1 protein-coding gene is annotated in these 264 nt (G+C 34.8%); it reads left to right on the top strand.

Annotated elements, in window-relative coordinates:
* Positions 1-223: hypothetical protein (locus FFO06_RS22225; RefSeq protein ID WP_236097209.1), on the top strand; the 223-nt coding region annotated here is incomplete at its 5' end.
* Positions 224-264: the final 41 nt, after the last annotated feature.

Genomic DNA, 264 nt, shown 5'->3' with positions numbered 1-264 from the left:
GATTTTGGATTTTGGATTGATTCCGGGAATAAATCCGAGGGTTTTGATCATCAACGGCTTATTTGTCATTAATCTTGAACTTATAGCTAGTAGCAGATCATACTATCAGAGTTTAACAACCGAAAATTCCGATTTTGGATTTTGGATTTTGGATTTTGGATTTTGGATTGATTCCGGGAATAAATCCGAGGGTTTTGATCATCAACGGCTTATTTGTCATTAATCTTGAACTTATAGCTAGTAGCAGATCATACTATCAGAGTT

Origin of the sequence: Dolichospermum planctonicum (assembly GCF_005402965.1) — a bacterium.
In the GTDB taxonomy this organism is placed as follows: domain Bacteria; phylum Cyanobacteriota; class Cyanobacteriia; order Cyanobacteriales; family Nostocaceae; genus Dolichospermum; species Dolichospermum planctonicum.
The sequence above is the reverse complement of the archived record's forward strand: the minus strand, read 5'-3'. Positions and strand labels throughout refer to the sequence as shown.